27 protein-coding genes are annotated in these 26,805 nt (G+C 63.6%); 10 read left to right on the top strand and 17 right to left on the bottom strand.

Going from position 1 to position 26,805, the window contains the following annotated elements; genetic code table 11:
- Positions 1–49 precede the first annotated feature (49 nt).
- The 5 genes from hpt (at position 50) to H5T73_08270 (ending at position 4,348) form a co-directional block, all read left to right on the top strand.
- The gene (gene hpt, locus H5T73_08290) at positions 50–601 is read left to right on the top strand and encodes a hypoxanthine phosphoribosyltransferase (protein MBC7247765.1); all 552 of its coding nucleotides are present in this window, start codon (positions 50–52) and stop codon (positions 599–601) included.
- A gap of 370 nt (positions 602–971) precedes the next feature.
- Positions 972–1,442, top strand: coding sequence for a bifunctional nuclease family protein (locus H5T73_08285; GenBank protein MBC7247764.1), 471 nt, complete (start codon positions 972–974; stop codon positions 1,440–1,442).
- Positions 1,443–1,595: 153 nt separating this feature from the next.
- A complete protein-coding gene (locus H5T73_08280) occupies positions 1,596–2,645 on the top strand; it encodes a potassium channel protein (GenBank protein MBC7247763.1) in 1,050 nt (349 codons plus the stop codon).
- Between the two features lie 600 nt (positions 2,646–3,245).
- The gene (locus H5T73_08275; GenBank protein MBC7247762.1) at positions 3,246–3,782 is read left to right on the top strand and encodes a septal ring lytic transglycosylase RlpA family protein; all 537 of its coding nucleotides are present in this window, start codon (positions 3,246–3,248) and stop codon (positions 3,780–3,782) included.
- Between the two features lie 161 nt (positions 3,783–3,943).
- Positions 3,944–4,348, top strand: a complete 405-nt coding sequence (locus H5T73_08270) for a hypothetical protein (protein ID MBC7247761.1) — start codon at positions 3,944–3,946, stop codon at positions 4,346–4,348.
- Positions 4,349–4,678: 330 nt separating this feature from the next.
- Here the strand turns inward: H5T73_08270 and H5T73_08265 are convergent, their stop codons facing one another.
- On the bottom strand, positions 4,679–5,383 hold the full coding sequence (locus H5T73_08265; protein ID MBC7247760.1) for a helix-turn-helix domain-containing protein: 705 nt from the start codon (positions 5,381–5,383) through the stop codon (positions 4,679–4,681).
- A 90-nt stretch (positions 5,384–5,473) separates the two neighbouring features.
- Here H5T73_08265 and H5T73_08260 point away from each other — a divergent pair, with 90 nt between their 5' ends.
- The 5 genes from H5T73_08260 (at position 5,474) to H5T73_08240 (ending at position 10,365) form a co-directional block, all read left to right on the top strand.
- The gene (locus tag H5T73_08260; protein ID MBC7247759.1) at positions 5,474–5,770 is read left to right on the top strand and encodes a hypothetical protein; all 297 of its coding nucleotides are present in this window, start codon (positions 5,474–5,476) and stop codon (positions 5,768–5,770) included.
- An 89-nt stretch (positions 5,771–5,859) separates the two neighbouring features.
- The gene (locus H5T73_08255; GenBank protein MBC7247758.1) at positions 5,860–6,072 is read left to right on the top strand and encodes a DUF1858 domain-containing protein; all 213 of its coding nucleotides are present in this window, start codon (positions 5,860–5,862) and stop codon (positions 6,070–6,072) included.
- 432 nt (positions 6,073–6,504) lie between these two features.
- A complete protein-coding gene (locus H5T73_08250) occupies positions 6,505–7,056 on the top strand; it encodes a signal peptidase I (GenBank protein ID MBC7247757.1) in 552 nt (183 codons plus the stop codon).
- Positions 7,057–7,244: 188 nt separating this feature from the next.
- A complete protein-coding gene (locus tag H5T73_08245) occupies positions 7,245–8,054 on the top strand; it encodes a glycerophosphodiester phosphodiesterase (protein ID MBC7247756.1) in 810 nt (269 codons plus the stop codon).
- 586 nt (positions 8,055–8,640) lie between these two features.
- Positions 8,641–10,365, top strand: coding sequence for an AMP-binding protein (locus H5T73_08240; protein ID MBC7247755.1), 1,725 nt, complete (start codon positions 8,641–8,643; stop codon positions 10,363–10,365).
- A gap of 971 nt (positions 10,366–11,336) precedes the next feature.
- Here H5T73_08240 and H5T73_08235 read toward each other — a convergent pair.
- The 16 genes from H5T73_08235 to plsY form a co-directional block, all read right to left on the bottom strand.
- On the bottom strand, positions 11,337–11,753 hold the full coding sequence (locus tag H5T73_08235) for a Zn-ribbon domain-containing OB-fold protein (GenBank protein MBC7247754.1): 417 nt from the start codon (positions 11,751–11,753) through the stop codon (positions 11,337–11,339).
- Between the two features lie 4 nt (positions 11,754–11,757).
- Positions 11,758–13,032 (bottom strand): hypothetical protein, encoded by a 1,275-nt coding sequence (locus H5T73_08230; protein MBC7247753.1) that lies wholly within the window; start codon positions 13,030–13,032, stop codon positions 11,758–11,760.
- Between the two features lie 96 nt (positions 13,033–13,128).
- Positions 13,129–13,536, bottom strand: a complete 408-nt coding sequence (locus tag H5T73_08225; protein MBC7247752.1) for a cobalamin B12-binding domain-containing protein — start codon at positions 13,534–13,536, stop codon at positions 13,129–13,131.
- Positions 13,537–13,549: 13 nt separating this feature from the next.
- Positions 13,550–15,232, bottom strand: a complete 1,683-nt coding sequence (locus H5T73_08220) for a methylmalonyl-CoA mutase (GenBank protein MBC7247751.1) — start codon at positions 15,230–15,232, stop codon at positions 13,550–13,552.
- A gap of 236 nt (positions 15,233–15,468) precedes the next feature.
- Positions 15,469–16,227 carry a 3-oxoacyl-ACP reductase FabG gene (locus H5T73_08215; GenBank protein MBC7247750.1) on the bottom strand — a complete coding sequence of 253 codons (759 nt, stop codon included), beginning with the start codon at positions 16,225–16,227 and terminating at the stop codon, positions 15,469–15,471.
- A gap of 145 nt (positions 16,228–16,372) precedes the next feature.
- Complete coding sequence (locus H5T73_08210) at positions 16,373–16,813, bottom strand: PaaI family thioesterase (protein MBC7247749.1); 441 nt, start codon at positions 16,811–16,813, stop codon at positions 16,373–16,375.
- A gap of 275 nt (positions 16,814–17,088) precedes the next feature.
- Complete coding sequence (locus tag H5T73_08205; GenBank protein MBC7247748.1) at positions 17,089–17,730, bottom strand: TetR/AcrR family transcriptional regulator; 642 nt, start codon at positions 17,728–17,730, stop codon at positions 17,089–17,091.
- Positions 17,717–18,340: a PadR family transcriptional regulator gene (locus H5T73_08200; protein ID MBC7247747.1), complete on the bottom strand. Its 624-nt coding sequence runs from the start codon at positions 18,338–18,340 to the stop codon at positions 17,717–17,719. The genes H5T73_08205 and H5T73_08200 overlap by 14 nt, the downstream gene beginning before the upstream one ends.
- 210 nt (positions 18,341–18,550) lie before the next feature.
- Positions 18,551–19,192 carry a DUF3786 domain-containing protein gene (locus H5T73_08195; GenBank protein MBC7247746.1) on the bottom strand — a complete coding sequence of 214 codons (642 nt, stop codon included), beginning with the start codon at positions 19,190–19,192 and terminating at the stop codon, positions 18,551–18,553.
- A gap of 77 nt (positions 19,193–19,269) precedes the next feature.
- On the bottom strand, positions 19,270–20,004 hold the full coding sequence (locus tag H5T73_08190; GenBank protein MBC7247745.1) for an anaerobic ribonucleoside-triphosphate reductase activating protein: 735 nt from the start codon (positions 20,002–20,004) through the stop codon (positions 19,270–19,272).
- A 12-nt stretch (positions 20,005–20,016) separates the two neighbouring features.
- Complete coding sequence (locus H5T73_08185) at positions 20,017–20,262, bottom strand: thioredoxin family protein (GenBank protein ID MBC7247744.1); 246 nt, start codon at positions 20,260–20,262, stop codon at positions 20,017–20,019.
- A complete protein-coding gene (gene nrdD, locus H5T73_08180; GenBank protein MBC7247743.1) occupies positions 20,249–23,044 on the bottom strand; it encodes an anaerobic ribonucleoside-triphosphate reductase in 2,796 nt (931 codons plus the stop codon). Before nrdD ends, H5T73_08185 begins: the two co-directional genes overlap by 14 nt.
- A gap of 36 nt (positions 23,045–23,080) precedes the next feature.
- Positions 23,081–23,566, bottom strand: coding sequence for a transcriptional repressor NrdR (gene nrdR, locus H5T73_08175; protein ID MBC7247742.1), 486 nt, complete (start codon positions 23,564–23,566; stop codon positions 23,081–23,083).
- 122 nt (positions 23,567–23,688) lie between these two features.
- On the bottom strand, positions 23,689–24,456 hold the full coding sequence (locus H5T73_08170) for a DUF2993 domain-containing protein (GenBank protein MBC7247741.1): 768 nt from the start codon (positions 24,454–24,456) through the stop codon (positions 23,689–23,691).
- A gap of 482 nt (positions 24,457–24,938) precedes the next feature.
- Complete coding sequence (locus H5T73_08165; protein MBC7247740.1) at positions 24,939–25,985, bottom strand: NAD(P)-dependent glycerol-3-phosphate dehydrogenase; 1,047 nt, start codon at positions 25,983–25,985, stop codon at positions 24,939–24,941.
- Complete coding sequence (gene plsY / locus H5T73_08160) at positions 25,982–26,620, bottom strand: glycerol-3-phosphate 1-O-acyltransferase PlsY (GenBank protein ID MBC7247739.1); 639 nt, start codon at positions 26,618–26,620, stop codon at positions 25,982–25,984. Before plsY ends, H5T73_08165 begins: the two co-directional genes overlap by 4 nt.
- Positions 26,621–26,805: the final 185 nt, after the last annotated feature.

Below are 26,805 nucleotides of genomic sequence, written 5' to 3'. Positions count from 1 at the left end.
GCGACTCGTTCCGGAACGGTGAGGAGTGAGGGCTCGGAGGCCGGCCGTGATGCAGGTTCCGCTGGATAGGGTATTGTTCAGCGAGGAGGAGATCGCCTCCCGCGTGCGAGAGCTGGGAGAGCGCATAACGCGCGACTACCGCTCGCTGCGCGGGCCCGGCGCGGAGCTGGTGCTGGTGAACGTCCTCAAGGGGGGCTTCGTCTTCCTTGCCGATCTCGTGCGCTGCCTCGATCTTGATGTCGTCGTGGACTTCCTCGCCATCACCAGCTACGGGGGAAGGGAGGGCTCCGTCGGGGGGGTACGCTTCGTGAAGGACCTCAGCGAGAGCATCTACCGGCGCGACGTGCTGGTGGTGGAGGACATCGTCGACACCGGGTTGACCCTCGGCTTCATCCTCCGCAACCTAGCCTCCCGCCAGCCGGCCAGCCTCAGGGTGTGTACCTTCCTGGACCGCTCGAGCAGCCGCATCGTGCCCCTCGAGGTCGATTACCGCTGCTTCGAGGTGGGCGGGGAGTTCGTCGTGGGGTACGGCCTCGACTACGGGCAGAAATGGAGGAACCTGAAGTATGTGTGCACCCTGCGTGCGGCTGAGCTCGCCTGAGGCGGCGGCACCGTGCATGCGGCGCACGCGCAAAGCCGCGGAACGCGGTGGATGCGAGACGCGGCGGTACCCCTGCGCGGGCCGCCCCGCGTGACGCGAGAGGAGGGGTTCAACATCCGCGGCGGCGCAGTCGATATAAGGAGTGGGCTCACAGGGTCGTCGGCGAGGGCGCGGGGCCGCGAGCCCGGCTAACATGCGGTTCGCCCGGCGCGGGCACATGTATCTCCGCCGGAGATGACCTTGCGATTCCGCTCGGGTAATATATATATACGTAAGCGCGCCGGGCACGGAAGGTACGCGTGGAAGGGCTGTTTGACACGCCATGAAGGGTGCTATAGTTTAACGGTGAAACGATGAGGATGTGATGGCGATGGTGGAGCTGACACTGATAGGGGTAAGGGTTGAGCTGCCGGCGAACCAACCCATAGTGCTCCTCAAGGAAAGGAAAGGCGACCGCTACCTTCCCATATGGATAGGGGCCTTCGAGGCCACAGCCATCGCTTTCGCCCTCCAGGGCATCGAGACCGCGCGTCCCATGACACATGACCTCATGAAGAACATCCTTGACGAGCTGGGCATCACCATGAAGGAAGTGGTCATCTCCGACCTGAGGGAGGGCACCTTCTACGCCGACATCAACCTCGTATACGAGGGGAAGCCCTTCAAGATCGATGCGCGCCCCAGCGACGCCATAGCCCTGGCGGTGCGTACCGGCGTGTCCATATACTCGGACGAGCACGTGCTGAACGAGGCCAGCGTCTTCATCCAGACCGACGAGGAAGAGGAGATCGAGCGCTTCCGGGACTTCCTGAAGGACGTCAAGCCCGAGGACTTCTTCTAGGCAGCCGCCCCCGATGCGAAGGGCCCCCGTCTTGCCAGCCAAGCTTCCTTACGGAGCTCATTTTACCGAAGGAGCGCGCTTGCGTTACTATTTTTGGGAAAGGTCCCGCGGGGAACGCGGAGGCGGCGATCCCACGACGACGAGAGGTGAACGTTGGACCGGTTAAAGGCCCTGGAGAAAGCGGCGATACTGCTGGTGGCAATCACCATCCTCGGCACCGTGGGGTACATGATCATCGAGCACCAGAACTTCCTCAACGCACTCTACATGGTGATCATAACCATCACCACCATCGGCTACGGCGAGACCTTCACCCTGGGAACGGGGGGAGAGATATTCACCATCTTCCTCATCATCGGCGGGGTGGGCACCGTGGGCTACACCCTGGTCAGTGCGGTAGAATTCATGATAGAGAACAGCCTGACGGGAATCATGGGAAGGAGAAAGATGCGCAAGGACATCGAGAACCTGATCGGGCACTACATCCTTTGCGGTTACGGAAGGGTGGGCCAGCACATAGCGGAAGACCTGGAGGACGCGGACGCAAGCTTCGTGATCATAGAGAAGGACCCCGCGGTGGCGGAGAAAGCTCTGGAAAAGGGATACCTGGTGATAAAGGCGGACGCAACCAAGGAGGAATCGCTGCGGGAAGCGGGGATCGACAAGGCCAAGGGCCTGGTAACCGCCCTCTCCAGCGATGCCGAGAACCTCTACATAACCCTCACCGCCAGGGAGCTGTGCCCCCACCTCTTCATAGTAAGCCGCTGCGACGTGGAGGAGTCCGAGTCCAAGCTGCGGCGCGCGGGCGCCGACAGGGTCATCTCGCCGCACTCCATCGGCGGGAGGCGCATGGCGGCCATGCTCCTCAAGCCCATGGTCTGGGACTACCTCGACCTGGTGACCAAGGGCCAGTATATCCAGTTCAACATAGAAAACCTCGAGTGGCGTATCGACGACGTCGAGATCCAGCCCAATTCCTACCTGGACGGCAAGACCATCGAGGAGGCCAAGATATACTCCGCCTCGGGCGCCCTCGTCCTGGCGGTGAAGAAAAGGGGCTTGAACTTCGACACCAAGCCCGCCAAGGATACCCGCCTCGACGCCGGAGACTGCATCATCGCCATCGGGACCGTGGAGCAGCTGGCAAAACTGGAGGAGATCGCCACTTCGAAGGCCTGGCTGCAAGGAGGGCGTTATACCTGATCCCGTGCTGGCCCACTCGAACCCCATCGTGGTCAACCTGCGCTTGAGGATGATCTTTTCTGCTATGATTGAACATGAACCTGAACGGCAAAGTGAGGTCATGGCATGAGGTCAGCGAAAGGGTCGCGTGGCGTTGCGCGCAGGGCGGTGACCGCGCTCATGGCCCTGCTCATGCTCCTTTACGCCCTTCCCGCCGCGGCGGGAAGCGGGGAGGAAAAAGAGCTTCGCGAGGAGGCCAACCGCCTGACCTACGAGATACTCGACCTGCGTGCGCGCAGAAAACTGGCGGCGGCCGAAGGGGAGGCCCTGCAGCATGAACTGGAAGACCTCGACCGGCGCATCGCCGCCGCCCAGGAGGCTGAGCTCAGGTTGCAGGAGGAGCTCGCCGACCGCCAGAAGGTATACGACGCGTCGCTGCGCTCCCTTTACATGCGGGGGGAGGCGAGTGAGCTGGAGGTCATCCTCGAGGCACGGGAGTTCGATGACCTCTGGCAGGACACGAGCTACTTCGACCGTATCGGTGAAGCGCACAGGAAGGCACTGCAGGATCTGAAGGAAAAGATCGCCGAGAGCGGCCTGGCGGCGCGCGAGCTGAGGGAGATGCGCGCCAGGAGGGAGAGAATAGCCGCGTCCCTCGACCTCCAGGCCCTTGACTCGCGTATAGCTTCCCTGCAGGCAAAGCTGGACGAGATAAACGCCCGCCTGCGCGTACTGGCAGCGGGGCGACAGGCAAAGCCGACCGGCTCCACCTCGCCGCCCGCCACCACCTGGTCCGTGCCCCCTCCCGGTAAGCTCCTGGACAGGGTGCCGACCCCTCCGCCACTCTCGGACTTCGAACGCACCGGGTTGGTCTATGCGGGTTACACGACATCCTACGGGGCCGAATTCCACGGGAGCCCCACGGCAAGCGGCGTGATCTTCAACATGTACGATTACACCTGCGCCCACCGCACGCTGCCTTTCGGGACCTGGCTCCTGGTAACCTTCAGGGACAGGCAGGTGATCGTGCAGGTGAACGACAGGGGGCCATTCGTCCCGGGCAGGGTCCTCGACCTTTCCGAAGGGGCGGCACGGCACATAGGGCTGAGCGGCGTGCAGTGGACGGAGTTCGAGGTTCTCGTCCCCAGGGGCGGCTGAAAGTCCCTTGACGAGCGGAATCCGTTCTTCCGGGCACGGGCTCCGCGAAAAGGCGGGGTCCGCAAAGTCCGCCTGAGCCCGCCCGGCGGAAGAGCGATGCGAGCGAGGCTGCGGACGCGGGAGGGGTAGGAAGGCCGGAAAGCGCAACGGTGGTTCTTGCCGTGAACGAGGAGAAGGTCTACAGGCGCTGGTACGAGGTCAGATTCGCTCACCGCAGCGAACAGGAATTCGCCCGCTTGCTTGATTTCTACGATATCAAGTGGCTCTATGAACCGGTCAGTTTCGACATCGCCTGGGACAAGAACGGCAACCCGGTCTCCAAGTTCACCCCCGACTTCTACCTGCCGGAGTTCGACCTCTACATCGAGATAACCACCCTGGACCAGAAGCTGGTGACCAAGAAGAACCGCAAGATCCGCAGGTTATGCGAGTTGTATCCCGAGGTGAAATGCAAGATTTTCTACCGAAGGGATTACGAGCACCTCCTCCTGAAGTACGGCATCAAGCTGGGAGGGGAGGGGAGAGCCGGAACGGGGCGTGACGGCATGCCGGACGAAGAGGCTTGAGGGGCCCTGGTGCAGCCCCCGGCCATGGGGATCGTCTCGCCCAGCCTGTATCCCGTTTCCATACCTCATCCTGCTCCTGTCGGTTACCCGCTCCCATGGATATGGGGTTGTCCCCGGTGCCTTAATGCGTGTCCGGGGAGATCGGGTGTACCAGACCGGCATGCCACGGGGAACCACCCCGCGGCATGCCGTGTGAGCCGCCATCTCCAGGCTACGCCGGCCTCGCGCGGCGGCGCGCCCTTGCGGAAACTCGTACGGAAGGTCAAGGGCATCAGCGACTTCTTCGAGACGCCGGCCTCGCGCGGCGGCGCGCCCTTGCGGAAACGCAGCTCAACCCGCGCGCCGCCCCGGCCTTCTTCTGCGGGCGGTGAACACGCAGCCTTCCCCCGCGCGCTCTATACGCCATTCCCCGGCCAGGCCGAGCAGGCCCTCCTCCATGCCACGATGTATCTCGCACACCAGCTCGCGACAGACGTCCACGACACCGCCGAAGGGACAGGAGAGAAAGGTGACCTCCACGCTCCCGTCCTCCCTCCCGCCCAACCGGGCCGAAACCCCCCTGCGGGCAAGGTCTTCCTTCCAGGCCTCCACCAACGCGTCCAACTTCGCTCCCCGCGCCAGCAGGGCAAGGGGCGACGCGTTGCGCGCTCCCTCCGATCGCCCGTAAGCCCGCGCTTCCTCGACCAGCGATGCCATCACGTCCGTCCCGCATTGCCGCAAGCCGGAAGCGAGTATGGCGGCCAGGGGCCTGTAGCTGCGCGGGGGCAGGTGCAGTTCCCAGTCCTCATCGCTAACCACGTACATGTGGGCGGGGCGGCCCCCCCTTTCGCCGCGCCGGCGGGTAACCGCCAGAAGCCCCCCCTTGACCAGCTTCTCCAGGTGCATGCGCGCCGCGTTGACGTGCAGGCCGAATGCCTCCGCCACCTCGCGCGCCGACATTGGCATCCCGGCGTCGAGGAGCAGCTCCATGATCTGGCGTCGCGTCGGGTCCGCGAGGGCCGCGGACACCATGGCCACCCTCTCGCGGTAAGTCAAGATCCCTCCCGCCTCAACGTATTGACAAGGATTATTATAGCATAGTATATAAATACAGTATATATAGTTTTTAATGTTAAAGGAGGGGAGATGCTCAGGATAAAGTCGCGTTGCTGGAGGTGCGGAGACGTGGCCCTGGCCGTCGAGGACATCATCCTGGTGGAACACGGGGACGGTGACGGTACCTTCTACACCTTCACCTGTTACGGCTGCGGTGACCCCCAGGCCTACCCCGCGGACCCGCGCTTCGTCGACTTCATGCGCATGAACGGGCGGGAGCCCGTGCTCCTGAACCCCCCCATAGAATGCAAGGAGGCGGCCGATAACCCGCCGCTTTCCTGGGACGATCTCCTCGACCTTCACCTGCAGCTGGAGAACGAAGGCTGACCTGCATCATGCGCGGCCGGGAAAATGCTCTGGCAAACGCAAGTGCATACGCTTAAACTAAAGGGGACGAGATAAAAGGAGGTAGAGAAATGGCCATCACCAAGTACATGACCATCCAGGAAGTGGTGGAGAAGAACCCCGAGACCATAAGGGTCTTCATGGAGCACGGGTTGCATTGCGTGGGATGCGCTGTGGCGCGTTTCGAGAACATAGAACAGGGCGCCCTGGCTCACGGCATCGACGTGGACGCCCTCGTAAAGGACCTCAACGCGAAGGTGGGGGAGGGCGCCCAGGAGGGATGAGGAGACCTTTCCGTTCCCGTCCGCGCTGCCACAGCCATGGGTAGGGCCGGCTTGCGATACTTTCACTCCGGGGATACCTGGCGGGATAAAAGACGCTTGCGAAGCCCGCTTGCTGCGCCCGCAAGGGCGTGCGATGGTCATGATACGGCGACCGTCGCAGGAACCTCTTTCCCCTTGCGCTTGGATCTCCCGTAAAACGCAACGCCTCTGGGTGACGGACCGCTAGGGGTCACGCCCTGCGCGCTCCTTCCGCCACGCCCTCGCTTAACGGGGACAACGCGCGCATGCGACACGCGCGCATGCGACACCGGGACCCGGGGTGTTTCATATCGGTCCGAGGTACGTCGGGAATAATACCTTAGGGCTATCCACATCCTTCCGCGCGCCTTCCGATGCATGACCTTGGAAAACACGAGGGAGGAGGAGGACGAGATGCGGTTCGTGGAAAGGTCTCTGTCACGGCTGCTGGAGCTCGCCGTCTACTGCCTGGTGGCAATGGCGTTGTTGTGCAATTTCCTCATCATCGCTCAGGCGCTCTTCTCGCCCCTGAACGAGGTGCAGGGCGATTCCATGGAGCCCACCATCAGGGACAGCGATGCCGTCCTTGTGGCGGGCGTGCAACCAGAGGGTATCAAGCCCGGAGACGTGATCATCTTCCCGGATCCCGAGGATGGCGCGGCCCGTATCGTCCACCGCGTCGTCTCCATGCAGGAGCGTGACGGAGAGCTGGTTGCGGTCACCAAGGGGGACGGCAACACCCAGGTAGACCCCTTCGTCATACCGGCACGGAAGGTGCAGGGGAAGGTGCGCCTGGTGCTGCCAATGGGAGGGGCCTTCCTGCGTTTCCTGGGATCCCCTGGAGGTTTCGTGCTCTGCGTGCTCTGTCCCTTCCTGTTGCTGGCGCTTTTCCTGACCGCCAATTATTACAAGGAGTCCAGGGGCGACAACAAGGGCATCCTGTTGCGCCAGGTCATCCGCGCCTGAGTCGCCTGGGACGCCTGGGTGGTTCGCGCCCGGGCGTCCTGCCGCATGCCGGGGGCCGGTCGCCTGAGCCACCGCGCCATCTCCAAGCGGAACGGCCGGGCTTTGCCGTCCACATGCATGTCCACCCCGCGGCAGGCTGCGTTTCAGTCGCGGCGCCCGGCGGCCGAAGAAGTGAGCGGAGGTGCAAGATGATCATCCTGCGGCGCACGAACGGTAGGGTGGAGGAGAGCGAGTTCCTTCTGGTGAGCCATCGTGGCGGGCGCGGCTTCGGGCCGGAGAACACCCTGCAGTCCCTGCGGCAAGCCCTGGACTTCGGGGTGGAGATGGTGGAATGCGACGTGCGCATGTCGAGCGACGGCGTGGCGGTGATCCACCACGGTCCCTTCCTCGGCTACCACATCCTGGGGCGCCTTAGCCTGCGGGAGATAAGGGAGAGGGCCCCCTACGTGCCCACACTGCGGGAATTCCTGGAGACGGCGGGCGACAGGTGCGCCCTCAACCTCGAGATCAAGAAGTGCGACCCGCTTGTCCTGGCTGAAACCCTGCGCGAAACCCCCCCGGCGTACACGCCCCTCATCACGTCCTTCGACGTCGACTTTCTGGCCGCCTTCCGGGAAACCGCCTGCCCTGCGGAGATCGGTGTCCTAAGCCAGTTCGATCCCGCGGCGGACAGGGTGCTCCGCATGGCACGCCGTTGCGGGGCCTCCGTTGTGCTTCCCGTCTGTTTCAGCGTCGACGGCGAGCTCGTGAGCAGGGCGCACGCACGCGGCCTGAGGGTGATCACCTGGACGGTCAACTCCGCCGGGAACCTCGAGGAGCTCCTCGCATGCGGCATCGACGGGGTGATCACCGACGCTTATCCCGAGCTCAAGGCCTTCCTGGAAGAGAACTTCGGCGAAGGTGCGCCACGGTCCCCGGTTCGGGCACGACAAAATGGAAGCAGCCGACCGGGGGGGCCGGCTGCATTCCGGGTGGGGCGTTGGACTCTCAATCCGTAAATAATTCTGTATTAGTTCCGGCGGGTAAGAAAATCGACCTTTGGTATTAGAAAAAGGCTTTATATGTAATTATATGGAAAATTAGGTAGCATTGCTGATGGAAGCGGGGGAAACCGCCTGCTGGGTCGCGGCGTCGCGGAATGGGCGTGACGGAACGGTGGACGGCGGGGATGCCGTATCGTTTCGGCGGGCGCTTTCCGGGCTGAAAGAGGTTGGGAGTCCAGCATTATCATCCCGACAGATCAAGCAAATTTGACAAGAGGAAAGGGGTGATCTCCCAGATGTTCGGTCTGGAAGATCCGGCAAAGTCCGGTCTCACAGACGTCCGGTATCGCAACGACGGGGGTAAAAGCGCTGGAAGAGCAGCGTAACGTGTTCTATCATTATAAAACGGGGATGCAGCCTCAACGGAACGGAAAGTCGCAGGTCCTCAATCACATCCGTTTTCGTCTTCCTGCCGCCCGATGACGGGAGTGTGCCTCACGCCTTGGAGGCTTGGCGCGGCCTTGGGGGGTGGGGGATGAAGCGCGAGGGGATGGCGTTCGATGACGGGTGAGGAGGGTCCGACGAGGAAGGGGGATATGTCATGGAGAAGAACTTCAAATGCTGGCCCAAGGGTGTCTTCCGGAACCTGAACTACCCGGAGGTACCCGTATTCGAGATCCTGCGCTCCTCGGCCCGGCGCTGGCCGTGGCGCAACGCCATCATCTTCGGTGGCATGGAGCTCACCTACCAGGAGCTGGACAACCTCTCCGACCGTTTCGCGACCGCCCTCGCCTCCCTGGGGGTGAAAAAGGGGGACCGGGTGGGCATCCACTTACCCAACTGTCCCCAGTTCGCCATCGCCTACTTCGGTCTCCTCAAGGCGGGTGCGGTGTTCGTGCCGCTGAGCCCCCTGCTGGCGGAACGCGAGCTGGAGTTCCAGCTGTGCGACGCGGGCGTGGAGACCTTCGTGGGGTTGGACCTCCTCTTCGGGACCCCGCAGCAGGTCCTACCCAGGACACCGGTGAGGAGCACCGTCCTGGTGAGCCTGGCCGACTGCTATCCTCCCGTCGCCGCGCCCGCCAAGCTCCTGCAGAAGCAGCCGCTCCCCGAGGACGTACTCGATTTTTCGGTTCTGCTCGCGGAGCACCCGGCGGAGCCTCCCCGGGTGGAATTCGACGTGCGCGAGGATCTGGCACACATCGCCTACACCGGAGGCACCACCGGCACCCCCAAGGGGGTGATGATCACCCACTACAACGTGATAGTCAACTGTTGCCAGTTCGCCCTGTGGTTCGGCGGAGGCGACGTCGACTTCCACGACGGCACATTTCACGTCAGGCGCATGGAGGGCGACCGTCCCGAGGACCATCCCACAAGGGAGGGCAGGGAGGTGTCCCTCATCGTGGTGCCCTGGTTCCACGCCATGGGCGTAATCGGCTACCTGGATATGCAGCTCCTTGGCGGCACCACCCTCGTTGTCTTCCCGCGCTTCGACCCCACGGAATACCTGCAGGCCATCAACAAGTACCGGGCCACCGGCTTCGGGGGAGCCCCCCAGCTTTTCGTGCAGCTGGTGGAGAACCCGCTTTTCCGGGAGATAGACATGTCGGATATCAGGCTGGTCGCCTCCGGTGCCGCCCCCATCCCCCTGCACCTCCTGGAGTCCCTGCAGGAAAAGATACCCGGGGTGGTATGTGAGGCTTACGGCCTCTCCGAGTGCACCATGGGCTGTGCCGCCAACCCGCCCAACCGCGAAGGCTTCAGGCTCGGCTCGGTCGGCCTCCCCATGCAGGACACGGAGATAAAGATCGTCGACCCCGAGAGCGGCGAGAAGGAGCTGCCGGTGGGGGAGATAGGGGAGATCTGTATCAGGGGACCCCAGGTGATGAAAGGCTACTGGAACCGCCCCGAGGAGACCGCCGAGGTGCTGCGCGACGGCTGGCTCCATACCGGCGATATAGGGAAGTTCGACGAGGACGGCTACCTCTACATCGTCGACCGCAAGAAGGACATGCTCATCTACAAGGGCTACAACGTCTACCCGCGCGACCTGGAGGAGGTCATCAACTCCCATCCCGCCGTCGCGCAGTCGGCGGTGGTGGGGAAGTACGACGAGCGTTACGGCGACGTGCCCGTCGCCTTCGTGGAGCTCAAGCCGGGTGCGCAGGCTGGTGAGGAGGAGCTCCTGCAGTACGCCAACGAGCGCCTCGCCAAGTACAAGAAGATACGCCTGCTGAGGATCGTGGATGCGCTGCCGGCCAGCCTGGCGGGGAAGGTCCTGCGTCGCGAGTTGCGGGAGCAGGCCCAGTCACTGGAGATCCAATAGGAACCTGGACGTGAAGGCGCTTTCTCGTTCAAAACGGTAAACGGACATCAGGCACTCCTGAAGCATGAGGATACGTAAGTTGAGCAGGCGCTGCCGGCCAGCCTGGCGGGGAAGGTCCTGCGTCGCGAGTTGCGGGAGCAGGCCCAGTCACTTGAGATCCGATAGGAACCTGGACGTGAAGACGCTTTCTCGTTCAAAACGGTAAACGGACATCAGGCACTCCTGAAGCATGAGGATACGTAAGTTGATCAGGCGCTGCCGGCCAGCCTGGCGGGGAAGGTCCTGCGTCGCGAGTTGCGGGAGCAGGCCCAGTCACTTGAAACGTGAGAGGATGACTTACGCCTAGTCATGTCGCAGCTAAGGCGCGGGGGACGGGGAGGCCCGCTTGCTGGAGATATAAGAAGATACCCTTGGATGGAGCGTTTTATTTATAACTTAACATAAGATATATTATCGGCGCTTTCAAAGTACCAGGGGCGAACCAGGCCGGGAATCGCGGTAGTTCCCCAAAGGGCCTCACTCAAGGGCGCACCCAGAACCCCCTCGTTCTTCCGTCCAACGCTCCTTGAGGAAGTCACTACCTTTCTTTCGCTAGCAAATCCCTTGTAACGAACGGTATCATCGATCACACCGCGGCGACACTTTCGCCGCGAGGATTCACCCGCATACGCATATGGCCGTCAACCGCTTAAAAGACAACGCAGGCGCTCCCCTACCGGCGATTAACGCGGCAGGATCGCCGTTCTTCCCCAAGGACAGCCTAACATTTACATTTTCTTTTACTGCGTGGTCTTCCGGTACCACATGAATACAACGAAGTGCAAACACGTTGAAATCTCTCGTTATAATGAACATATTACAATATAATGTATATTATAGACCTCGCGCATGGATACGAGATCCCACCTGCGGGGCGCACGCTCGCGCACGCGTGCGCCCCGCAAGCCTTTCCCGGCGGGAAGTGGAATTCGTTAAGCGGGCTTGAAGGCCAGGTAGGTCTTCGCCTTGTCGCCCTCGCCGCGGTGCAGGAAGGTCACCTTCAGGGGCATGCCGATCTTTATGGATTCGGGCTTGCTCGCGTCCACCCCCTCGATGCGGGCGACCACCCGCAGGCCCTCGGAGAGGGCCACCACGCCCGTGCAGTAGGGGTTCTTCCTGCCGTACCCCTCCTCGGCCATGAAAGCGGGGCATACGAAGATGCAGGTATAGGCGGCGAGCTCTCCCTCGCCCTTCATCTCGTGCCACTCCATCTGCGAGCTGCCGCACTCGTAGCAGAAATGACGGGGGGGCACGTAGAGCTTCCCGCACTTGCCGCACTTGGACCCCATGAGCTTTTCCTCGGCGAGGAACTTGCGGAAAGAGATGTCGCTGATCGGCCTCTCCTCCATGATCCTACCTCCTCTCGAAGATGGTGAACGTGCAGGTGCCGCCGGTCCCTCCCAGGTTCTGGGTGGCCCCGATGTAGAGGTCTCTTCCCGGGATCTGGCGCTCTCCCGCCTCGCCCCGCAGCTGCTTCCATACCTCGTACATCTGTGCCGTTCCCGTGGCCCCCACGGGGTGGCCCTTGCACTTGAGGCCACCGGAGGTGTTGATGGGCATGCGCCCCTCGCGCCGCGTTTCCCCCTCGGCGATGGCCTTGTAGCCCTCCCCCTCCGGGAAGAAGCCCAGGTCCTCCACGTGGATGAGCTCCGCTATGCTGAAGCAGTCGTGCACCTCGGCGAACTGCACGTCCTTCGGCTTCAGGCCGGACATGCCGTAGGCCTCCGCCGCCGCCTGCCGGTTAGCCTCGAAGGAGGTGAGGCTGGGGCAGGCGTGCAGGCCCCTGCCGCTCCCCTGTCCGAAGCCGACCACGTAGATGGGCTTGTCGGTGAAGTTCTTCGCCAGGTTCTCCGCCACCAGCAGGATGCAGCTCGCGCCGTCGCTTATGGGACAGCAGTCGAAGAGGTGCATGGGCCAGGCCACGGGAGGGTTGAAGCTGGGGTCGAAGAGGGCCTCCTTCTCGTCCGCCCAGTCGGGGACGGGCTCGCCCTTCTTGGCCATGCGCGCCTTCTTGGCCTCCATGAGGTCCCGGATGGTCTGCTTGAACTGCCCCTTGGGATTGAGGGGCGCGTTCTCGTGGCTCTTTATGGTTATGTTCATGAGGTGCTCGCGCCCCGCGCCGTACTTGTGGAAGTAAGCGGTGGCGAGGGCTCCGAACACGCCGGGGAAGGTGTAGCCGGCCTCCCCCTCGTAGGGCGAGGTGGCCAGGGCCAGCCCCTCCGTCACCTCCTCGGTGGTGCACTTGGACATCTCCTCGACCCCGCCGGCCAGGACGATGTCGTACATGCCCGAGGCTACCGCCATGAGAGCGTCGCGCATGGCCAGGGTGCTGGATGCGCAGGCCCCCTCCGTCCTGGTCACCGCCCTGGGGACGATGCCGGTGACGTCAGCGATGATGGGACCCCAGTGCGCCTGGTGCACGAAGAAGTCGTTGCTGAAATTCCCTATCCAGGCCGCCTGGATGTCGGCTGGATCGATGCCCTTGTCCACGCTGGCGAGCATCTCGGCGAAGGCCTCGGCGAAGAGGTCCTTGGAGTCCTTGTCCGGGAACATCCCGAAGTTGGACATGCCGGCGCCGACGATCGCCACTCCCCTACCGAGCTTTCTCTTGCTGCTGCCTGCCATTATCCGACCTCCTTTTACCGCTGCCGGCGCGGCTCCGCCGCGTTCCCGCGCCCTCCGCCCCGCCCGCGGCACGCGCGGGCGCGAGCGGTGCCGGTCCGGCTATCCCACTTCCACCTTGCCGAGCCTCTCCCTGATGAAGGCGACGATGTCCCCGGTCACCGTCCCGGGGCCGAAGACGCCGTCCATGCCGATGCGGCGCAGCTCCTCGTGGTCCTCCTCGGGGAAGACCCCGCCCACCAGGAGGAGGAAATCGTCTCTCACCCCTTTCTCCTCCAGCTCCCGTACCAGTTCCCGCGCCCATTCCAGGTGGGCGCCGGAGTGGACGGAGAACCCTATGACGTCGACGTCCTCCTGGATGGCCGCCTCCACCACTCCCTCCACGGTCTTGAAACCGAAGAAGATGGTCTCCATGCCCGCCTCGGAAAGGGCCTTGGAAACGGTCATTATCCCCCTCCAGTGGCCGTCGAGGCCCGGCTTGAAGAGCAGAACGCGTATCCTTTTCTCCATCGTCCCCACCCCCTCAGGCCACGAAGGGCAGCTGCCAGATGCCCCACATCTCCCGGTACACGCCGGTGATCTCTCCCAGGGTGGCGCCGGCCGCCGTCAGCTCGCTGACCACCGGCAGCACGTTCTCGCGCGCCTCGCACACCCTGCGCAGCTGGTCGAGCAGCCTGCTCACCTTCTGGTTGTCCCTCTCGGCGCGCAGCTTCGCCAGGCGCTCCCTCTCGATCTCGGCGGCACGCGGGTTGGTGCGGAAAGGCGGCGTGGGCTCCTCGTCCTCCAGCACGTAGCAGTTTACGCCGATGACCTTCTCCTCGCCGCTCTCCTGGTCGCGGCGCCGCTTGTTGAAGGCCTTGCTCATCTCCCCGAAGAGCCACCCGGTGTTGAGGGCCTCCACCACGCCCCCCATCTCCTCGATCTGCTGGAAGTAACCCCAGATGCGCTCCTCCAGCTCTCGGGTGAGGGACTCCACGTAATATGAGCCTGCCAGGGGATCGATGACGTTGGCCACGCCCGTCTCCTCCTGCAGCACCTCCTGGGTGCGTACCGCCAGGCGCACCGCCTCCTCGGAGGGCAGGCAGATGGCCTCGTCGTAGGAGTTGGTGTGCAGGGACTGGCAGCCGCCCAGCACCGCCTCGAGGGCCTGGTAGGCGGTGCGCACTATGTTCACCATGGGCTGCTGGGCGGTGAGGGAGCAACCCGCCGTCTGCACGTGGAAGCGGAAGCGGTAGGCCTCGGGGTTCTCCGGGCGGTAGCGCTCCTTCATGAGGCGGTACCACAGCTTGCGCGCCGCACGGTACTTCGCTATCTCCTCGAAGAAGTCGCGGTGGGCGGAGAGGTGGAAGGCCAGGCGGTGCACGAAATCGTCTATCTTCCAGCCGCGTCGCAGCAGCTCGTCGATGTGTGCCACCGCGTTGGCCAGCCCCATGCCTATCTCCTGCACGGCGTCTATGCCTCCCTCGCGGTAGTTGTAGGTGGTGAAGTTGATGGGGTTCCAGCGCGGCGCCTCTCCCATGGCCGTGCAGTACTCGATGAGGTCGCAGGCCAGCTTGAGCAGGTCGGCCGGCTTAAGGGAACCCCAGGGGATGTAGCCTATGGTCATGGTGAGGATGTCGTTCTGCGTGGTGCCGGCCAGCTGCTCCTTGCGCAGCCCCCTCTGCTTGGCCACGTTGAAGTACATGGAGGTGATGGCGGCCGAGGTCAGGGGCTCGACAACCAGGGCGACGCTCATCCTGTCGATGGGAAGATCTTCCACCATGGCCTCGACGCCGCGGATGGAGTAGAGCGGGACCCCCTCCTTCCCCACCTCGTGTGCCGCGCCGTGCACCTCCTGGTCGGGATCCACGCCGGCGAAGGTGAGCGAGTCCACCGCCGCCGAAAAGCCCGTCTCCCCCTCCTCGTAGAGCATCCTCCAGCGCTGGTTGGTCTCCTCCGGCGTTCCGTGGCCGGAGAACATGCGTATGGTCCACAGCCTTCCCCGGTACATGGTGGGGTAAACGCCGCGCGCGTAGGGCGGCTGGCCGGGGAACCCGATGTCCGCGAGGTAGTCGATGCCCTCCACGTCCAGGGGGGTGTAGAGGTCCTTCACCGGGATGCCCGCGTCGCTGCGGAAGGATTCCCGGCGTTCCGTCCATCCCTCCTTCATCTTCCGCCATTCATCGTAAGCGCGCCTGATCTCCTCAAGGTCGGCCATGTTCTTCATCCCCTTCCCTTCCTCACATGTCACCCGCGCTCGCAGCGCCTTCACGTGACGCCGCACGCGGGTCCTTGTCTCGCCGCACCGTCTCCCGCGCACCGTCACCCGACAGTTGCCGAGCGGCAACCCTACGGCGGTTCACGGCGGGGCCATCACCCTCCCGCACCCACGCGCGTCGGCGACGCGCCGCCTGCCGCGCTGCCGCGGGTCGCTACCGCCCTCTCAAAAAGGCGGCCACCTTCTCAGAAGGTGAAAAGGCTGATGCCGCCGCTGACCTCTATGGCCTCGCCGGTCAGGAAGCTCGCCTCCTCGGACGCCAGGAAGGCGATGACCTCGGAGAGCTCACGCGGGTCACCGGAACGGCGCATGGCCACCCTCTTGATGATGCGCTCGCGGAAGGGCTCGGCGACGTCGTAGAAACTGCCGGCGTCGAAGACTCCAAGCACCACCGCGTTGCAGGTGATGTTCTTGCGCGCTCCTTCCAGGGCCACCGTCTTGGTGAGGCCGATGAGGCCCGCCTTGGTGGCGGCGTAGCTGCACTGCCCGAAGCCACCCATGGTCCCGGTCACCGAGGAGACGTTGATTATCCTTCCCCAGCCCTTCTCCGCCATGTCGGGGAAGACCGCCTTGATGAGCAGAAAGGGGCCGGTGAGGTTCACGGACACGTCCGCGTCCCAGTCTTCCTTGCTCATCTCGGTGATGGTCACCGCGCGCACGATCCCCGCGGCGGCGTTGTTCACCAGGATGTCCACCGGTCCCAGCTTTTCCCTCACCAGCCGCACGCCCTCGTTGACGCTCGCCTCGTCGGAGAGGTTCATCTTCACCGCAAGGGCCCTGCGGCCCAAGTTCTCGATCTCCTTCACGACCTCCTGCGCCTTGGCCTCGTTGCGGTTGTAGGTCAGGGCGACGTCGGCTCCCTTCTCGGCCAGCACCAGACCGTGCACCCTGCCCAGTCCTCCCGACCCTCCGGTCACCAGCGCTACCTTGCCTTGCAGAGACATGAGCATCCCTCCTGTGACTAGCCCGACGAAAACCTCCACCAACCGGAAGCCTCAACCGTTCCCGGCACCAGCCTTCGCTCCCCTCCCGCTAAACGGCGATCTTTCCCCTCCCGTCCCGTGCGCCCCGGGTCCGGGCGCTAAACCCTCATTTACCGTCGCCTTCCCCGTCATCCTTTCCCAGCGGCCTCTCGGTGTGATAAGCCCACCCGCGGCACTGGGCGACGTTCCTTCCCCCGCCGTCCACCACGCTCATGCGGTAATAGCCCATCTTTCCGGCGCGCGAGACGAGCTCCACCTCCGCAGTCATCTCCCCCTCCGTGTCCGGGGCCGCCAGGAAATCTATGCCCACCGAAAGGGCCATGGCCTTGCTGCCGAAGGAATTGGCCGCCGCCCCGAAGGCCACGTCGGCCAGGGAGAAGATCACCCCCCCGTGTACCATGCCCATGAAGTTGCGGTGCTGTGGGCCCAGCGTGAGCGCGACCTTCGCGTAGCCGGGCCTTATCTCCAGGAGCCTCGCCCCCAGGTGGTCGGCATAGCCGTCGCTCTCTATTATCCTCCTGTTCTCTTCACCGACCGTTTCGCCCATCGCAGCCCCGTCCCTCTTGTCGCGGCGACATGGCCGCCTTACCGTTAACGATCACCCTTAAAATCTTGACCCTTCGCGCCCTTCACGAGCACGGGAAAACCCCCTGGGGCGCCTGGAAACGAAAAAACTGATAATGGTTTATCAGTTTAAACCATTCAACCATCCCTCTCCGCATGCTGTCAAGTGGATGCATCGCCGCCCGTCGCGCTTCCCCCGAAACCTTACCGCTTGACGTCACCACGATTCCCTCTTTTTCCGCACGGATTCGCAAAACATCACGTTGCGGCGCGTGATTCCTCGCCTCGCGAGCGCGTTCGCCTGCCCTCCCCTTCCTCCCCCCGGAAGCCCTGCGCCACGATCCCCTCCATGATGATCTTCATGAAGGCCGTGTATACCTCCTCAAGGCTGAGGCCGCTCTCGATGAGCAGGTAGGGGTTGCTGGAGAGTTCCACCATCCCCTGCACCAGGTAGGCGAAGACCAGCGGGTTGACGTCGCTGCGAAAGACGCCCGTGCGCGCGCCCTCCTCGATGATGCTCACCACTCCCGCCACTATCCTGCGGTAAAAGTCACCGTAGACGTTGAAGACGTCCGGGAAAAAGGTCTCCACTTCCTTCACCAGCGAGGGCTTGATGTGGGAGAGCTCGTCCACGATGTGCTTGCTCGCCAGGTAGAGCTTGGTCATGGCGTCCTCGTCCAGGTCCAGTATCTCCTGGAGTCGGCGCAATATCTTGCCGGCGCGCCGATTCAGGGCGGTGGTGAAGAGCTCGTCCTTGGAGGAAAACGACTCGTAGATGGTCTTCTTGCTCATGCGCAGCCGCTGCGAGAGGTCGTCCATGTTGAAACGACGGTAGCCCACCTCGAAGGCCAGCCTCTCGGCCTCTTCCAGTATCTTCCTGCTCCTGCTATCCCCGCTCACCCCTGGCCACGCCTTTCCGCTCGCCTTCCGCGTCCTTCCCGCGCCTGCGCCGACCGCCCGTCCCTGCCTCCGCGGTACCTGTTCCGGAATCTATTTTATCAATAATGAGCGAGAGCCAGCTCGCCTCGACCCGGTACAGGCGCAGCTCGTGATCCAGGATCAGGAGATGGGTCTCCTCCGCCACTCCCTCCAGGAGTTCCCTCTCGTCGGCGATGCGTTTCGCCTGCGCCTCCAGGAAGGAGAGCCTTCTCTCCAGCGCCTCCCTCGCCTCGGAGGGAGGCAGCGCGCTCAAGAAGGCCGGGCCCACGGCGGAATGCATGCGCAACGGCTCCTCCTCGGCACAGAGGGCGTACACCGCGTCCCGCAGCCTCTCCAGTCCCTCCGCGGTGATGCCGAACACCCTTCTCTCCGGCATGTTGCTGTCTTTTTCCGGCCAGGAAGCGAGGCTGCCTTCCCTTTCCAGCCTCGCCAGGGCCTTGTAGACGGCAACCTTACTCACGCCCGTCCAGCGCAGGAAGCCGCGCTCTTCCATATGGCGGATAAGGTCGTAGCCGTGCCTCTCCCCCTCCGCCAGCAACCCAAGGACAATGGTCTCCACCCGGGACGTCAACGTGCTCCTCCCTTATGTCACCGTTAACTATTTAACAGTTTATTATGTTTACCTCCATTTCGTATACCACCTGCCGCGCCAGCGAAACCGCACACTGCCCACCATGCGCGCCAACGCGGCGTGGCCGGGCGCGCGCGTTCTCGGCGCCCCGCGGCGCGAGCCGGGTGCGTTGTGATCTCCGGGTTGCCGCCCCTACGCCCGTGCAATCCCCTATGCGCACGGGGGAAGCTGCAGGCGGCCGTCCGCTATCCCGATAAGGCGGTTGGCTATCTCGCCGCAGAGCATGCGCAGCTCGAAGGCGTTCAGGTAGCTGGTCGCAGAGGCGTCGAAGAGGATGCGCACGCTGGGCGGGAACTCCTCGTCCCCCTTCCATGCGATGAAGAGCAGGGGTAGGCGCGGAAAGGTGTTCAGCACCATTCCCAGGTCCCCCTGCTCCACCTCCCTCCCTCCCAGCGCGAGGCAGGCCGCACGCATACCCTCGAGATCGTCCCCGAAGCGGCGGCGCAGGCGGTCCTCCACCGTGTCCGAGAAACTCTTCACGTAGAAGAGACCGTCCTTCAGCTCGCGGTAGGGCACCCACTGGTTGGCCAGGGGCACGGCGCGCGCGTTGGCCAGGTAGAGCAGCGCGAGGAGTTTGACCACGAAGTTGTTGAGGAAATCCGGGACCTCCATGCGCAGGTCGGGATGGTATACCAGTATCTCCCAGCGGAGAAAGGCGAGGCGCAGCCTGTTCCCCTCCACGGGCACGCCGGCCGTCTCCGCGATCTCGCTCGCCTCACGGCGCCGCAGCGCCTGGCTCGGTTCGGCGAAAGGGTCCTGCACCTTGTCGGCGCCGTTCCCGTTTCCGTCCATGTCCCGCCTCCCGGACTTTCCCGCAAAGCAGCATCACGACCCACCGTCCCGCACGTGCCATCCGCCCCGCCTCCGACTCAGTGCTGCAACTGCATGGACAGCACGCCGCGCACCCGCGTGGGGACGAGCGCCGCGAGCTCCTCCGCCCATCGCAGCAACAGGTCCTCGGGGTAGGGGCGCACCTCGCGGTAGGAGGCGTCGAGGGTATGCTCCGGGCGGAACTGCTGCAGCACCAGGCGGTCCGCGCCCGCGATGAGGCGGGCGAGCGAGAGCAGGTCGGAGAGGTCCACCAGCCCCGGCACAACGGTACAGCGGAACTCGTGCTCTATGCCGCTTTCCAGCACGATGTCGATGGATTCCAGGATGGTCGCGACATCCACCGGCCGCCTCGCCACCATGGGATATTTTTCCAGGGATGTCTTGATGTCCATGGCCAGGAAGTCCAGCAACCCCTCCTCGATGAGCCTGCGCAGCATGCGGGGTCGGGTTCCGTTGGTGTCCAGCTTGACGGGGAAACCGGCCTCCTGCGCAAGCGAGCACAGGCGGGGCAGGTCGTCGTGGATGGTGGGTTCCCCTCCCGTGACGGAGAGGCCGTCTATCCAGCCCACACGCGAGCGGAGGAAGGCCGCCACGTCCTCCCACCGCATCCCCTCACCCGCCGCGAGGCTCCCGTCCGCCCTCACCAGCTCGGGGTTGTGGCAGTAGGGGCAACGGAAATTGCACCCGCCCAGGAAGAGCACGGCGCTCACCTTGCCGGGCCAGTCCATCATGCTCGAGGGCAGCAGGCCCCACAGGCTGTCAAAACAGGACATCTCTCGGTTCACTCAGTTCAACCACTCGGCGATCTCCCGCGAGGAGGGCACCGTGCAGCGCCAGGCATGGAGCTCCATGCCCTCCTCGTCCACCACCACGATGGAAGGCGTGCAGAGCACGCTGTAGAAGGCGGCCTCCGCCAGGCCGTCCACCTCGTCTATATCGTAGTATTCCGTCCGCGGGAATCGCGCGGCCACCTCCTTGGCCGCCGGGCACTTCTGGCAATCCCGCTTTATGAACACCTTAAGGTGCTGCATGCCTCAGCCCTCCTTTCATGTCCGTGCGCAGGCGGTCTTTCAGCTCCCCCAGCTTTCCCCTGTTCCAGGTGGTTATCTTGGAAAAATATCCCACGATGCGGGTTATGCCGTACACGTTCTCCGAACCGCAGTCGCGGCACTTCTCCTGCAGGCCCCGGTGGGTACGCCGGCAGTCGTTGCACACCGTGAACTCCGGTGAGAAGGCGATCTGGGAGGACTGCGTCTGGCGGAAGGTCTTGATGACGAAGTTCTTTATGGATTCCGGGTCGGGTTCGTGCTCCCCCAACCAGATGTGGCAGATGGCGCCCGCCTCTATGAGCGGGTGAAAGAGGCTCTGTTTCTTCACCCTCTCTATGTAGTCGATGTCCGCCTCCACGTTGAGGTGCACGCTGTTGGTGTAGTAGTACTCCCCGCTCTCGAGGTTTCCCTTGAGCACCCTTGAGGCCTGCGCCGGGTAGTATTTCATATCCAGCTTCGCCAGGCGGTAGCCGCTCGACTCCGCCGGCGACTCCTCCAGCACCAGGTTGATCCCGTACTCCCCGGAGAGGTCCTCGCACGCCCTCTTCATGTGCGCCACCACCTTGAGCCCGAATTTCAGAGCCTGCGTGGACTCGTGCAGCTGCTGACCCGTGTGGTACTGCACCATCTCGTTGAGGCCCAGGAGCCCGGCCAGGTAGGTCAGCCTGTCCAGCCTCAGGTAGGGCTCCCCGTCCTTGGCGTCGCAGAGCACGGAGAGGGGCCCGTTCACCCCCAGCTCCAGGAGGCTGGCGATGAAGTCCCTCTTCTGTATGTGCGCCCTGGCCACCATGTGCATGGCCTTCTGCAGTTCCGAGAAGAGGACCTCGTCGGAGCCGTTTGCCTTGTAGGCTATGCGGGGCAGGTTGATGGTGATGTTCTGCAGGGCGGTGAAGCGCATCTTCTCCGGGGTCATGGTCTCCTGGAGATCCCTCTCCTTCAGGCGCAGCTTGAGGCGGCAGCACTGCGATACGGTGACCTCGTCGCCGCGGTCGAAGACGAAGTAGGTTATCCCCTGTCGCGACGCGACCTTGCAGGCCAGCTCGAGGAACTCCTCGTGCCCCTCGGTGCGGAAGAAATCCTCGCTGATGTGGAGCAGGGGCTTGGGGAAGACGAAGGTCTTGCCCATGGCGTCCCCCTCCAGGTAAACCTCGAAGAGGGCCTTGAGGAAGGTCTGCGCCTCCTTCTCGTATTCCTTGTAGGTCTTTCCCGTGTACACGCCGCCGGGCCCGATGGCCGGGGTCTCGCGGAAATGGCGCGGTATGTTCCAGTAGAGGTTGAAATCCGTGAAGACCACCTGGCTGCCCCTGGCCCCCGCCAGCTGGTTGAACTCGTAGATGAGCATCTGGGCCAGCTGCTTGACCCGCTCGTACCCCAGCCCCACCAGGTAGGGAGCGAAGAACATGTTCACCGCCTCCCAGCCGATGGCGCCGGCGTAATGCGACTGCAGGGTGGAGGCCATCTTCACCATGTGCCCTATGAGCACCTCCGGATGCTTGGCGGGGCGCGAGGTGCTGGTGATGTTGGGGAGCGAGATGCCGTACTTCTTTATGTATTCGAGGCTGTGCCCGCCGCAGTTATGGGAGTAGATGCCGTTGGCGATAAGGGTCCCGCTCCCGGTGGTCACGTCGTAGATGTAGACGTCGAGCACCTCGACCGGCTCCACCATGACCACCCTGGCCAGGCCCGACCTGCCGCCGAAAGGCGTCCTCGCCCGCTCCCTTCCCCTCCTCTCCCGGCGCGCCCCGGCGCGGGAAGCGTTGGAGACCATCTCGCTCAACCGCCTTCGCGCCTCGACGACGTCCTCGGCGTGGAAGCGCAGCCTGAGGGTGGAGGCGTTGGCCTCCAGGAGGTGGGTGATGTTCATCTCCTCGAAACGGAGGGCCTTGTCCTCGGGGAGCTCCAGGGTCTCCACCTCCTCACCCACCTCCACCAGGGAGGCCGGCTTTACCTCGTCGGCGGTGATCACGGGGTGGTCGTGGGTGACCACGCAGAACCTGCCGTCGGAGGTGGCGATGAAGACCATCTGCTTGCCCAGGCGGTCCTTCTTCACCACCCGCTTGATCTCCGTCCAGCTACCGCCGCGGTCGAGGATCTCCAGCTCTCCGGGGTATTTCACCCTTACCGTAGGCTCCGGCCGCGTTTCTCCCGGAAGGAGATGGTAGAGCTGCTCCATGGTGGTGGTGAAGACGAGCGGGGAGCCCTTGACCCTCCAGTGGATCACGGTGTCCCCGAGGTAGGAATAGGGACGGATGATGAAACCCAGGTCGTGCAGGTGGATGTCGCCCAGCATGTGTGCGCGGGCGATATCCTCGGAGAACACCTTGCGCAGGGCGAATTCCTTGAGTATGGCCTCCGCGAGCGTGAGGTTTATGGACTCGGGGTTGTGGGTGGTGTTGCTGTTCTCCTTGTTGGCGCTGGTGATTATCTGCTCCACGTCGTACATGGGAAGGCCCAGGTGGGAGTGCTTCTTGTGCATGGTGCCCAGGCCGCGTTCGAGAAGCTCCAGGTCGACGAGCTCGCGGATGATGGAGGTGGTGACCGTGTTCATCCCACCCTGCACGATCCTCTCCTCCACGCGGTCCGCTATCTCCTGCGCCAGCTCCTGGCTGGCCTCCGTCTCCAGGATGAGTGAGTTCACTATCTTGCTCTTGTCCCAGAGGTTGATCTCCTCCTTCGAGGATGTGCTTACCAGGAGGGCTATATCCGTTGCGTCCTCCGCAGCCTCCTTGCGTTTGAGAACCCTTATGTTACTGGCGGCCGTCACTTCCCTACCCCCCCTTTCTCTCAGCTTTCTCTCCCCTTAACGTCCCTGAGGCGTGCGGCTCTTCTCCACCTTCTTTTCCAGCAGCTGCCCCAGTTCGCTCTGGAACTCGCTTATGTCCTTGAATTCCTTGTAAACCGATGCGAAGCGCAGGTAGGCCACCTCGTCCATCTCTTTAAGCCTGCGCAGCACGGCCATGCCTATGGCGCTCGATGGTATCTCGCTCTTACCCTCCTCGCGCAACTCCGCCTCGATGGCCATGGCCAGGTCTTCTATCTCCTGGCTGGTCACCGGCCTCTTTTCAAATGCCTTGCGCAAGCCCGCCAGGAGCTTCTCCCTCTTGTAAGGCTCCTTGTCCCCGCTCCTCTTCACCACGGCGATGGGCATACGTTCGTGTCTCTCGAAAGTGGTGAATCTCCTGCCGCACTGCTTGCAGGATCTCCTCCTCCTTATCGCCGTCCCCTGTTCCGCGTTTCTCGAATCTATGACCTTGCTGTCCGGATAACCGCAAAAGGGGCATTTCATGGCTTTCCCCTCCCCAGCCGGTAGCTGCGATTCAACATGTTGTGTTGTGGAATCAAGGTAAAATACAAGATATTGAGCTGTCAACCCTTTTTCACCTCTTTTTTCCCGATTTTGCTAACTTTTTACCTCATGTTTATGGAAGAAACGCTTACCTCTCCGTAAAGCTCATATTCATGCTTAAAGTCTGAAGTAGTGGTCGAGTATTCCAGGTAGCTCACCCACTCGGGTATGGAGATCTCGATCACGATCCTGTCCCCGTCGATGGTGGCGCTTACGGCCTTCGCTTCCATCGGGAGGCCAGATAAACGAAAGTTTGGTTCCCCTCCCTGGGCCTGCGGTACGGGCTCAGACGACACACCGCCCGGACCCCCCGAATCGATGTCCGTTGAAAAGGCGATGCCGTCGTCTCCGATGACTCTCACCCCGTAACGTCGTTCGCCGCCTTCTGCACTCGTAACGAGGAGACCGCCGTCACCGGTCACGGTGACGTCATCCACGCCCAGGAGGGTGGCAGCCTCCGTGAGCGGTATATCCAGGTGTGCGTCAACGCGTGACAGGGAGCGCATCTGCAGGTCGCCCCGCAGGAGAGAGGCGAAGCTAACCTCGACATCGTAAAGATAGGCCACGCAATGGTAGGTCACGGCGCTCTCCCCGCCCGCGTGGGAGAGCAGGCATTCCCCCCTCCATGAAAGCCGCAGCTCGCCTATGCGCTCGCGCGCGAGGCTGACGAGAAAGGGGAAGGCGCCGACGGCTACCTCGAGGTCGTCGGGGAGACCGTAGCGCCGCGCCAAGGCCCTTTCCATGCCCCTCTGCACGAGCACGGTCAGTGCGACCTCCGCCAGCAGCGCGAGTGCGAGCAGCGTCACCAGCAGGTACAGAACGCGTCTCACGTATGACTCCTTCCCTTCAGCGAGCATTTTCATGATAGGCGGGGGTGACGACATTTTTACGCCGGTGACGCCTACAAAAAAAAGGGGGGCGCATCTCGCCCACGCGCCGTGTGTCAAGCGCTCGAGATCGTTGACCCGCAGCGGGATGTCTCGTATGACGGGGTCGCCATCGTAACAAGGTGCCTTGCATCACGTATTGGGAAGCCCTTATAACGGGGTATCACGTGCAACGGGTCTTCCCACGAGGCGGTATATATAGTTCGGTGGGTCGTCCCGTGCAACGGGTTGCCCTGCGCGACAGGACACCTCATGCGGTGTGCCGTCCCGTGCACGGAGGCATCGGCGCCAGTGAAGCTCCGCCGCGGACGAGGAGCGCCCGCATCATGGGACCCGGGCGGTCGAGATCAAGGGACACCGGCGGCAGAAAAGGAAATCTGCCGTGCTCGCGCACGCGTGGAGAGGGCGCCCCTGCACCGCCTCTTTCAGCCTTCCCCGCCTTCCCGCAGGAGGAAATCGCGATAAAGCGATTCCTCCGTCTCCTCCTTGAGGCGGCGGGTCATGAGCCGGCGCGCGACCTCGGCGGGCTTTCCCTCCCCGTCGAGCACCGCCTTCACGCCGTCCGCGATGGGGGTTTCCACGTCCAGTTCCCGGGCCAGTTGCACCACGATGCCCGTGGTGTACACCCCCTCCACCACCATGCGGCTCGCCTGCAGGACCTTCCCGGGTTCCTTTCCCCGTCCCAGCTCCTCGCCGAAGCCACGGTTGCGCGAATGGCGGCTTATACAGGTGACGATAAGGTCGCCGATCCCGGAGAGGCCGGAGAAGGTTATGGGATTGGCCCCCAGGGCAGCGCCGAAACGCGCCATCTCCGCCAGCCCCCGTGTTATCAGGCTGGCCTTGGTGTTGTCTCCCAGGCCCAGCCCGTCCAGCACCCCTGCGGCGATGGCCACCACGTTTTTGTATGCTCCACCCACCTCGACGCCGATGACGTCGCGGTTGGTGTACACGCGGAAATAATCGGAACTGAACACGGCTTGCAGCTCCCGCGCCAGCGACGCGTCGCCGCACGCTATGACTGTGGCGCTGGGAACACCGCGCGATACCTCCTCCGCGTGGTTGGGACCCGAGAGCACCGCCACCCCTTCCCGGGGATCGCGCCGCAGCTCCTTCGCGATGACCACCGAGAGGCGCTCGCCGTTCCTGTAGTCGAAGCCCTTGGCCAGGTTGACCACGGCGGCCCCTGCGGGCACGAGGGGTGCGGCGCGTGCCGCGACCTCTCTCGTCCAGCGCGAGGGAACCGCCATCACCACGAGCTCCGCGCCCTGCAGGGCGTCCTCCAGGCCCGCGTGGGCGCTCACCCCCCGCGGGATCTCGAGCTCGACGAGGTAAAGTGGGTTGCGCCTCCCGCGGTTGATGCCCTCCACCACCTCCTCCTCACGCGCCCACACGCGCACATCGTGCCCCATGGTGGCGAGATGGGAGGCCATGGCCGTCCCCCAGCTTCCCGCACCCAGAACGGCCACCCTCATGCGCCTTCCCCCTCCTCGACCCCGCGTCTTATCCTTATCCTCGGCTCTTCGCCGGCCAGCAGGCGCCGCATGTTGTCACGGTGCTTGTAGACGGCAAAGGCGCTGGCCAGGCAGGACACGACGAGGTGCGGCCAGAACCTGTTCAGCCTGCCGTGCAGGACGATGAGCGTCGCTGCGGGAAAGGCCAGGGCGGCGGAGAGCGAACCCAGGGACATGATGCGGGTGATGAGCACCACGAGGAGAAAGGTGCCCACCACGGCAACGGTCACCTGCCAGGGATAGGCCGCGATGATGACCCCCCCGCTGGTCGCGATGCCCTTGCCTCCCTTGAAGCGGAGATAGAGGCTCCAGTTGTGCCCCACGATGGAAAGGAGCCCCGCCAGCAGGGAAAGGGCGGGTCCGAGACCCAGCGCCCTGGCCACCGCCACGGCCGCTATCCCCTTGCCCATGTCCAGCATGGTGACGGCGATGAAGGGGCGCACCCCGAAATTGCGCAGTACGTTGGTTGCGCCTATGTTCCCTGACCCCAGGCGCCTAACGTCCTGCCGGAAAACGAGCCTGGAGACCACGAGCCCGAAGGGAACGGAGCCCAGGAGGTAACTGCCGACCATCCACAGTACGGCCCTGTAAACCATACTTCACCCCCCTGCGCCTGCGAGGCGCGTCCTTACCAAAGCGAGCCGCCGCCGATGACAAAGACGGAACCGGCCACGGCAGGGCCACCGAAGACCACCGTAGAATATAACACACCGCGCGCTGCGCGGTTTCCACGATCACCGGCGCCTTTCGCCCCTGGCCAGAATATATCGCCCCGCGTGGC

Source organism: Actinomycetota bacterium (assembly GCA_014360655.1).
GTDB lineage: Bacteria > Actinomycetota > Geothermincolia > Geothermincolales > RBG-13-55-18 > JACIXC01.
Note: the sequence above shows the minus strand (reverse complement) of the source record. Positions and strands in the feature narration are given on the sequence as shown.